This is a genomic window from Aquiflexum sp., from assembly GCF_977115555.1.
Genome location: NZ_CDSBKL010000145.1, coordinates 1 through 9,563, shown reverse-complemented (window position 1 = coordinate 9,563; position 9,563 = coordinate 1). Strand labels below are relative to the sequence as shown.

At 39.3% G+C, this 9,563-nt stretch carries 8 protein-coding genes; 6 read left to right on the top strand and 2 right to left on the bottom strand.

All coding sequences use genetic code 11. The features are described from left to right. On the bottom strand, positions 1-275 hold a 275-nt coding region (locus tag ACZFYI_RS10345), incomplete at its 3' end, for a SixA phosphatase family protein (RefSeq protein ID WP_462524054.1). 156 nt (positions 276-431) lie between these two features. On the opposite strand from ACZFYI_RS10345, the gene topA reads away from it, so the two are divergent. The 6 genes from topA (at position 432) to mgrA (ending at position 8,502) form a co-directional block, all read left to right on the top strand. Next, entirely contained in the window at positions 432-2,756 is a 2,325-nt protein-coding gene (gene topA / locus ACZFYI_RS10340) for a type I DNA topoisomerase (RefSeq protein ID WP_462524053.1), read from the top strand. A 123-nt stretch (positions 2,757-2,879) separates the two neighbouring features. After that, complete coding sequence (locus ACZFYI_RS10335) at positions 2,880-3,572, top strand: SIR2 family NAD-dependent protein deacylase (RefSeq protein ID WP_462524052.1); 693 nt, start codon at positions 2,880-2,882, stop codon at positions 3,570-3,572. After that, positions 3,565-4,914, top strand: coding sequence for a flavin-containing monooxygenase (locus tag ACZFYI_RS10330; protein ID WP_462524051.1), 1,350 nt, complete (start codon positions 3,565-3,567; stop codon positions 4,912-4,914). The genes ACZFYI_RS10335 and ACZFYI_RS10330 overlap by 8 nt, the downstream gene beginning before the upstream one ends. Before the next feature lie 65 nt (positions 4,915-4,979). After that, positions 4,980-6,314 (top strand): YfcC family protein, encoded by a 1,335-nt coding sequence (locus ACZFYI_RS10325; RefSeq protein WP_462524050.1) that lies wholly within the window; start codon positions 4,980-4,982, stop codon positions 6,312-6,314. Between the two features lie 125 nt (positions 6,315-6,439). Next, the gene (locus tag ACZFYI_RS10320) at positions 6,440-7,462 is read left to right on the top strand and encodes a patatin-like phospholipase family protein (protein WP_462524049.1); all 1,023 of its coding nucleotides are present in this window, start codon (positions 6,440-6,442) and stop codon (positions 7,460-7,462) included. 20 nt (positions 7,463-7,482) lie between these two features. Next, on the top strand, positions 7,483-8,502 hold the full coding sequence (mgrA, locus tag ACZFYI_RS10315) for an L-glyceraldehyde 3-phosphate reductase (RefSeq protein WP_462524048.1): 1,020 nt from the start codon (positions 7,483-7,485) through the stop codon (positions 8,500-8,502). A gap of 69 nt (positions 8,503-8,571) precedes the next feature. Here mgrA and ACZFYI_RS10310 read toward each other — a convergent pair whose 3' ends face one another. Next, positions 8,572-9,363, bottom strand: coding sequence for a hypothetical protein (locus tag ACZFYI_RS10310; RefSeq protein ID WP_462524047.1), 792 nt, complete (start codon positions 9,361-9,363; stop codon positions 8,572-8,574). Between the last annotated feature and the right edge of the window lie 200 nt (positions 9,364-9,563).

Below are 9,563 nucleotides of genomic sequence, written 5' to 3'. Positions count from 1 at the left end.
AAATCATTTAGCTCAGCATCATAGATTTCATCTTCAATCAGGATTCCTTTGGAAGGAATTGCATCTGAAATGATTTTTGCTGTTTGGGTAGTCCTTTCAGAAGAACTCACTAATATCAAGTCAAAATTCGTTTTTTGGCTTTTCAGTCTCTCTGATAGACTTTTGATTTGATTTTCTCCGGATTTGGAAAGCTTTCTTTTAATGTCTCCAAGATATCCGATTCCGGGTTCTGCCTCTCCATGTCTCAGGAGGTATAAAAATTTCTGAATGGCCATTTTTTATAAAATTATATATTTATAAATGTGGCAAAATTCGATTTAATTAAAAAGATGAAAATCAGGTTTATTTGGATAGGAATATATTGCAGTCTATTTTTAGGATTTTAAATGGATAGCTCCAGCGGCGAGCCAATCTTTTAAGCAAACTCAATTATGTCAAAAAATTTAGTAATAGTAGAGTCACCAGCCAAAGCAAAAACAATTGAAGGGTACCTCGGTAAGGATTTCAAAGTTGCCTCTAGTTATGGTCATGTGCGGGATTTACCCAAAGGGGACCATGCCATTGATGTAAAGAACAGATTCAAACCGACATACGAAATCACGCCTGATAAAAAAGAAGTAATCAAGCAATTGAAAAGCTTGGTAAAGGATGCAGAGACCATCTACTTAGCAAGTGACGATGACCGTGAAGGAGAAGCAATTTCTTGGCATCTCAAGGAAGTACTGAATTTAAAAGATGAACAAACCAAGAGGATTGTATTCAGAGAGATCACAAAAAATGCCATCCTCAAAGCGATTGATAACCCAAGAAAAATAGATATAGATCTTGTCAATGCCCAACAAGCAAGAAGGATATTGGACAGGTTGGTAGGTTTTGAACTTTCACCCATTCTTTGGAAAAAAATAAAAGCAGGGCTTTCTGCAGGAAGAGTTCAATCTGTAGCTGTAAGACTGATTGTGGAGAGAGAAAGGGAAATCGAAAAATTCAAATCGAAATCTTCGTACAAAATTACAGCTGTTTTTGATGTCAAAGGAAAGAAGCTTTCGGCAGAACTTCCAAAGAAATTTGACACTCAGGCCGAAGCTGAAGAATTTTTGAAAAAATGTATAGGTGCTGATTTCTCTATTGAAAACCTCGAGAAAAAGCCTGCCAAAAAATCACCTGCACCGCCCTTTACCACTTCCACCCTTCAACAAGAAGCAAGCAGGAAGTTGAGTTTTTCTGTAGCACAGACTATGTCTGTAGCACAGAAACTCTATGAAGCGGGAAAGATTACCTATATGCGAACAGATAGTGTCAACCTTTCTGATGATGCCATCACAGCTGCAAAAAATGAAATCAATGTATCTTTTGGGCCTGAATTTCACCAACCAAGAAAATTCACGAACAAGTCTGAAAGTGCACAAGAAGCCCACGAAGCCATTCGGCCTACTGATTTTGCTAAAAGTGAAGTAAATGGTGACAGAAATGAGCAACGTCTTTATGAACTCATCTGGAAACGTGCCATTGCTTCCCAAATGGCGGATGCCCAACTTGAAAGAACAATTGTAACGATCGGGATATCCACTACCCCTGAGAAATTGATTGCTTCAGGTGAAGTCATTAAGTTTGAGGGATTTTTGAAAGTATACTTAGAAGATACAGATGATGAGCCGGAAGACGAAGAAAATGGGAATAAGGGTCTGATTCCTCCTGTAGATATTGGTCAAAATCTGGATTTGGAAGAATTGAAAGGACGGGAGACATTCTCAAGAGCAGCTCCTAGATATACTGAAGCCTCTTTGGTAAAAAAACTTGAAGAAATGGGTATCGGACGGCCGTCTACTTATGCTCCGACTATTTCTACTATCCAAAAAAGAGAATACGTATCCAAAGAATCTAGGGAAGGCACCGATAGAAACTATACAGAAATGAAAGTGGCCAAAGGCCAATTCTCGAAAGAAACAAAAAAAGAAGTAACCGGAGCAGATAAAAACAAGCTTTTCCCAACCAACATCGCCATGGTAGTCAATGACTTTTTGGTGGAGCATTTTCCCAATGTAATTGACTTCTCTTTTACTGCCAAAGTAGAAAAAGAGTTTGATGACATTGCACATGGCGGACAGAATTGGGAAGATATGATTGAGGGATTCTATAGTAAATTCCATCTTCGAGTGGAAGAAACAGCCAATGTGGCCCGCGCAGACATCAACAGTTCGCGTGAATTGGGCAAAGACCCCAAATCCGGTAAATCCGTATTTGCAAGGCTTGGTAGATTCGGTCCATTGGTTCAGATAGGCGAGCAGGATGATGAACAGAAACAGTTTGCAAGCATGAAAAAAGGGCAATTTATCGAAAATATTACCCTGGAAGATGCATTGGAACTTTTCAAATTACCAAGGGAGGTAGGCTTTTTTGAAGACAAAAAAATAGTGGCGGCAGTGGGGAAATTTGGCCCCTATCTGAGACATAATGACAAGTTTGTATCTCTTGGAAAAGAGCTAGACCCTATGACGATCAATGAGGAAGAAGCTATAAAGCTCATTGAAGAAAAAAGAGATGCTGATGAAAAGAAGCATATCAAAGCCTTTGAAGAAAACCCTGAAATTGAAATATTAAATGGTAGATGGGGTCCTTACATCAAGTTTGGGAAAAATAACTTCAAAATTCCTAAAGGAAGAGAAGCTGAAAGCTTAACTTACGCTGAAACATTAGAAATAATTGAAAATCAGCCTGATACAAAAAAGAAGGGTAAATTTACTAAAAAGAAAGTATAATCAAAAAGGGGCACTGAGCCCCTTTTTTTTTGTATTTATTGAATTTTTTTCGTTTTCTTTTTCTCATTTTTTTCTAGAGATTGAGCCCTTTATTCGATCTTTCACCTCAATGAGAATATTGGAATGAAAAAACTGGTTGTTCTTACCGGAGCCGGAATATCAGCTGAAAGTGGTATCAGCACTTTCCGTGACAGCGGTGGGCTTTGGGAAGGTCATGATGTGATGGAAGTAGCCTCCCCGGAAGGTTGGAGAAAGAACCCCAGCCTCGTTCTTGATTTTTATAACCAAAGAAGAAAGCAGGCACTATCAGTTAAGCCGAATGAAGCCCATTATGAATTGGCTAGATTGGAACAATTTTTTGATGTGACCATTATTACCCAGAATATTGACAACCTCCATGAAAAAGCCGGTTCTACCAAAATTATCCATCTCCATGGGGAGTTATTCAAATCCCAGAGCACGCAGAACCCTGAATTAGTCTATGATATGTCCGGATGGGAAATAAAAATGGGTGATAAATGCGAAATAGGAAGCCAACTGAGACCCTTTATTGTTTGGTTTGGAGAAAACGTCCCCATGATGGAAGCAGCCATCGAAACCACCCTTGATGCAGATATATTTGCAGTAATCGGGACTTCTTTGGTGGTTTATCCTGCTGCAAGTTTGATCCGATATAGCCCTAGAAAAAATCCAAAATACATTGTCGATGTGAAGATTCCAGAAGTATCCTTCACTGAAAATCTTAAAAAAATAGAAGCCCCCGCCTCAATTGGGACCAAAATTATGTCTGAAGAAATCATTTTGAATTATGCATAAAAAAGTAGCCGTAATCGGTGCGGGGCCATCTGGCATTACCGCATTGAAAAATCTTTTGGATCAAGGAATAGATGCCGTAGTATTTGATAGAAATTCGGAAGTGGGAGGAAACTGGGTTTATTCTGAAAATGAAAGCCATTCCAGCGTATTTGAGACCACACACATCATCAGTTCCAAGACGCTTTCCCAATATACCGATTTCACTTTTGATGATTTTGATCCTTCGGTTTCTGATTATCCCTCCCACGATGAGCTGAGAAGGTATTTCCAAGCCTATTCCAATCATTTTGGTCTAAATGAATATATCAGCTTCAATACCATGGTCATTCATTGTGAACTGATCAGCCAAGAAAAATGGGAGATCACTACTGAAACAGATGGTATCCGAAAAACTGAAGAATTCTCAGACCTTGTTGTTTGCAACGGGCATCATTGGAATCCCCGATGGCCAAATTATCCGGGTAAGTTTGAAGGAGAATTTTTGCATTCTCACTCTTTCAAAAAGGCAGAACCCTTCAGAGACAAAAGAGTACTGGTAATTGGAGGTGGCAATTCAGCTTGTGATGTGGCGGTAGAAACAAGCAGAGTCAGCAAAATGACAGCAATTTCATGGAGAAGGGGATATAGGATTATACCAAAGTTCTTTTTTGGTCAACCTTCAGATAAGATCGGTGAACGAAGCGCGTGGATTCCTTTAAAAATCCGAAGTTTCTTCTTCGATATTTTACTTAAAATAATGCTTGGCGACAATCAGCTTTATGGGTTGAGGAATGTTGAAAATAAATTCGGTGAAACCCATCCTACCATCAATGATGAATTGCTTTATAAAATCCGACACGGTAAGGTAAAGCCAAGAATGGATATCAAAAGACTGGAAGGGAAGAAGGTGATTTTCGAAAATGGATTGGAGGAAGAATATGATACCATCATCGCCTGCACGGGCTACTACCTCTCCCACCCTTTCTTTGACAAAAAGTTAATTGACTACAGTGCAGGCCCTGTTCCGCTTTACCTCAAAATGTTCCATCCCGAATACCGAAATCTCTATTTTGTGGGAATGTTCCAACCTTTGGGCTGTATTTGGCCGGGAGCAGAATTGCAGGCAAAGATTATGGCAAGGGAAATAGCAGGGAAATGGACAAGGCCTTCCAATATCAAGGAACTCTGTGAAAAAGAGGTTACCCAACCCCATTACAAGCAGATTGATACACCTAGGCATACGATAACGGTGGATTTTCATGTCTTTAAAAAGCAATTAATGAAATATTTGCCAAAGGATTATGTGTCTAAATCGAAAGTACAAAGAGCCAAAAATCAAGTCAAGGTTCCTTTGGATTCTTAAGATGATTTTCAAATTTCAATTATTTTTTAAGCAAATTGGACCTAATCCCTAACCAACCTTCTAACATGAAACTATCCTTCCCCCACCCTTTGATCATCATGCTTGCCTTTATTGGCATTGCTACATTGTTGACTTATGTCGTTCCTGCCGGGTCATATGACAGGATTGTAGACGAGGCAACAGGGAGGGAAATTGTGGTTCAGGGGAGCTACAAACAACAGCAAAGCAATCCGGTCAGCATAGGAAAAATGTTTCTGACTGTTCCTGAAGGGTTTATTGAAGGAGCTGAGGTGGTGATATTGATATTAATAATCGGGGGAGCATTTTATATTGTTGAAAAGACCGGAGCTTTCAGCCAAGGATTGGAAGTTCTGATTTTCAGGTTTAAAAAAGCAAAATCATATCTGATACTAATTTTGGGTGTTCTCTTTGCCACTATGGGTAATTTAAGTGGCTTTCAGGAGGAGATCATTGCCATGGTGCCTCTTCTGATGGTTTTGGCACACAAAATCGGATATACAAAAACTTCAATAATTGCTTTCAGTTTGGGTTGTGCAGTGATAGGAGGTTCATTTGGTCCTACCAATCCATTTGGAGTAATCATCGCCCAAAAAGTAGCGGAAGTGCCTGTTTTTACCGGTGGCTTGTATAGGATGGTTTTTCTTATTTTGGCACTGACTTTTTGGATCGCATATTTTATAAAAACCGGAAAAGACAATTTTGCTCCAATTACGCTTTCGGACGTAAAACCAAAAAAGCTATCCAATTCTCATGTTCTGATTTTGATTCTTGTAGGACTGACTTTTGGGGTAATGGTTTTTGGCTTAACCAATTGGGATTGGAATTACAATGAGATGTCAGCCATCTTTTTTGCCCTTGGCTTGGCGGCTGGACTGATAGGCAATCTCGGCATCAATGGAACCGCGAGGGCTTATTCTGAAGGTTTTGGGGAGCTGATTTTTGCAGGAGTGATAGTTGGGATGGCAAGAAGCATTTACATGGTTTTACAGGAGGGAATGGTGATTGATACCATAATTCTTGGTTTGTTCAGTCCTTTGGATGGACTGCCACTTGGCTTATCCGGTGTCGCCATGTTGATTGGTCAATGTATTTTACATATTCCTGTTCCCAGCACATCAGGTCAGGCAGTTTTGACCATGCCCTTATTGGCACCTATCGCAGATTTGATTGGAATGTCACGGCAAGTTGTAGTTTTGGCTTACCAATATGGCGCAGGCTTGATGGATTTGGTAACCCCGACCAACGGCGCTTTGATGGCCATTTTGGCAGCTTCGGGTATTTCTTACAAAGAATGGATGAAAGCATCTTGGAAACCAATTCTGATTTTACTCATAATCGCTGCAGTCAGTATTATATTGGGCATCTTTGTTTTTGCTTAAAGTACAAATAAAATTCTTCTTTGATGCTGAGGTGTTATTTCTTATTTCTTCTAAAATAGGTGCCTCAAAATTGTTAAATTTAGATATCAAGAGTGAGATTTTTAATTTAACCCAAAATACCTACTATGAAAAAAGTAACAATCATCTCCATTGATGGAGGTGGAATCAGAGGAATCATCCCAGGGACAATTTTGGCCCTGATCGAGCAAAAGCTACAGGAAAGATTATCCGATCCTGAGGCAAGGCTAGTGGATTATGTTGACTTTGTGGCAGGTACAAGTACAGGTGGCATATTGGGTTGCGGTATGCTTATTCCAAACGAAGAGAATCCCAAAAAACCCAAATATACACTTGCTGAAGTCGTTGATTTGTATTTGAAAAATGGAGAGGGAATTTTTAGTAATCCCTTTTCGCAAAAAGTCAAAACACTTTATGGGCTCAAAGACGAGAAGTATTCTAACTTGAACTTGAAGAAATCCCTAAAAGAATATTTTGGAGACATACCCCTGAGTCAGCTGATCCGACCCTGCCTTTTTACCTCCTATGATTTAGAGAAGAGACAAGCGAAGTTTTTCAAACGTTCCAAAGCCATTGAAAACGAAACCGATGATTTTTTAGTCAGGGACTTAGCTCAGGCCACTTCTGCAGCTCCTACTTATTTTGAAACGGCTTTGATCCAATCCAAATCAGCGGAATCCTTTCCGTTAATTGATGGTGGGGTTTTTGCCAATAATCCGGCCATGTGCGCCTATGCGGAAGCCAGAAAATGTATATTTGGAGACATTGCAAATCCAACCTCGAAAGATATGATGATGATTTCAATCGGAACCGGATCTGTCAAAAAGCCGGTACCCTATAAAAAAGCAAAAAACTTTGGAATGGTTGAATGGATCAAGCCGTTGATTGACATTATGATGTCAGGCAACTCCGAAACCGTTTCCCATCAGTTGGAATGGTTGTTTGACGCCGGCAATAACAGGGAAGGATATATCAGATTGGAACCGGCAATCGGGGATGCCAATGCTGACATGGCAAATGCCACCAAAAAAAATATGGAAGCATTAAAAAGAGCAGGTGTCCAATATGTCGAAAACAACAAGGAAAAGATTGACTACATAATCGAAAATTTAATTGATAATAAATCCTAAAACCTATTCAAAAACATACAATGAATATCAACGACCATCAACCCCTTCCAATGTACAAAGCAAATGACGGAAGGTATGATTCTATGGCATTTAGAAGGTGTGGCAACAGCGGCATTATGCTTCCTATGATTTCCCTTGGACTATGGCACAATTTCGGCCATAATGCTGATTTCAAAAACGCAAGGAACATACTCCGTCAGGCATTCGATTTTGGAATCACCCACTTTGACCTTGCAAATAATTATGGCCCTCCCTACGGATCTGCCGAAGAAACCTTTGGAAGAATCATGGAAAAGGATTTCAGGCCTTACCGGGATGAATTGATTATTTCTACCAAAGCGGGTTGGGATATGTGGCCGGGACCATATGGAAACCATGGATCAAGAAAATACTTGATTGCCTCTCTTGACCAAAGTTTGAAAAGGATGGGACTCGATTACGTTGATGTCTTTTACCACCATAGACCGGATCCCGGAACGCCTCTTGAGGAAACGATGGGTGCTTTGGATCAGATCGTCAGGCAAGGAAAGGCTTTGTATGCGGGAATTTCACAGTACAACGCCGAAGACACTTCAAAAGCTTATAAGATTTTGAAGGAAATGGGAACTCCACTTTTCATCCATCAGCCAAGGTATAGCATGTTTGACAGGTGGGTTGAAGGAGGCTTATTGGAAGTTTTGGGTGAAATGGGTATCGGATCCATCGCTTTCTCACCTTTGGAGCAAGGTATTCTGACTGACAAATACTTAAAGGGAATACCTGAAGACAGCAGAATCGCCAAAGATGGCCGCTATCTCAAAAAAGACCAGGTTTCTGATGAAGTGATCAACAAAGTGAAGGGGCTAAATGAAATAGCCTTGAACAGAGGACAGAGCTTGGCTCAAATGGCAATTGCCTGGCTGCTTAAAGATCCAAGGATTACCACAGTTTTGGTTGGGGTGAGTAAACCTGAACAATTGGCTGAAAATGTTGAAGCTGTCAAAAACCTTACTTTTTCGAAGGAAGAATTGGCGAAGATTGAAAGTATTTTAAAAAAATAATTCGAAGTATTCTAAACCAAAAAAGGCCAAAAATAATCTTTTGGCCTTTTTTGTTAGACAATCAAGAACTTATCTGACGCTGTTCTCCAATGTTGCCAGATAGATATATTTTTGTTCTCTTGCCTGAATTCCTTTTTCCATTGCAGCCCTTTGTTCGGCAGTAGATTCCATATCCTCATATTCCTGGGCATTGAAAAACTGTAGATAATCTTTAAACATATTCATGGTCAAATGGGTATATTTGGCCTCACTGCCAAAAGGGAGCGCTGTCCTCAATAGGCTCCAACTACCCATCAAACCCTTGTCAATTCTATTTTGATGGATTTTCAAAAAGACTTCTTTTTCAGCTTTTTCATATTCCTGAAATTTTCCTTCTACTGCTTTCATCATATCAAACGAAGCTAGGGAGCCTTTTTTAAGATTAAAATTATCCCGGGTCTTTGATATTTCCTGCATATACGCTCTTTGTGATATTTCTCTGCTTTGGATTGCTTCATTGAACTTTTCGACAACTTGCTTTTCGGTTAAATGAGGATAGGCAATCATTGCATATTTGACCATTTCTTCATCCTGAAAGCCATTCATCATGTTTACCGGATTGTCAAAATAAGTGATGGTGATGTACTGGAATTCGCTTGGATCAGCACCCGATTGGAGTGCCCAAAAGTCCCATCCTTTAATTTTTTTATCGTTGACAGCGGCTCGGTAGATTTTTTCCATAAAATCTTTGAATTCGATAAAATCATACGTCTGATTCGACTCTACTTTGATAAACTCAAATACCAGGTAATTCGGCTGCTGGGCATTTGCCATAGAAATGGCCAAAATCCCCACAAACAAGAAAACAATTATTTTTTTCATGATAGTATTATTTTGGGATTAAAGACTAATTGGTAAGTATTTGATAAAATTTAAGTATTATATTTTGAAAATGATAATTATTACCTCATTATTTTTCATTCATTTAATAAATTGGTAAAATATTTTCCATTTTGGGGAAATTCACCAATATGTATCAATCTTACATGTCTGGATTAGGAATAAAAATCTGATATTATTAC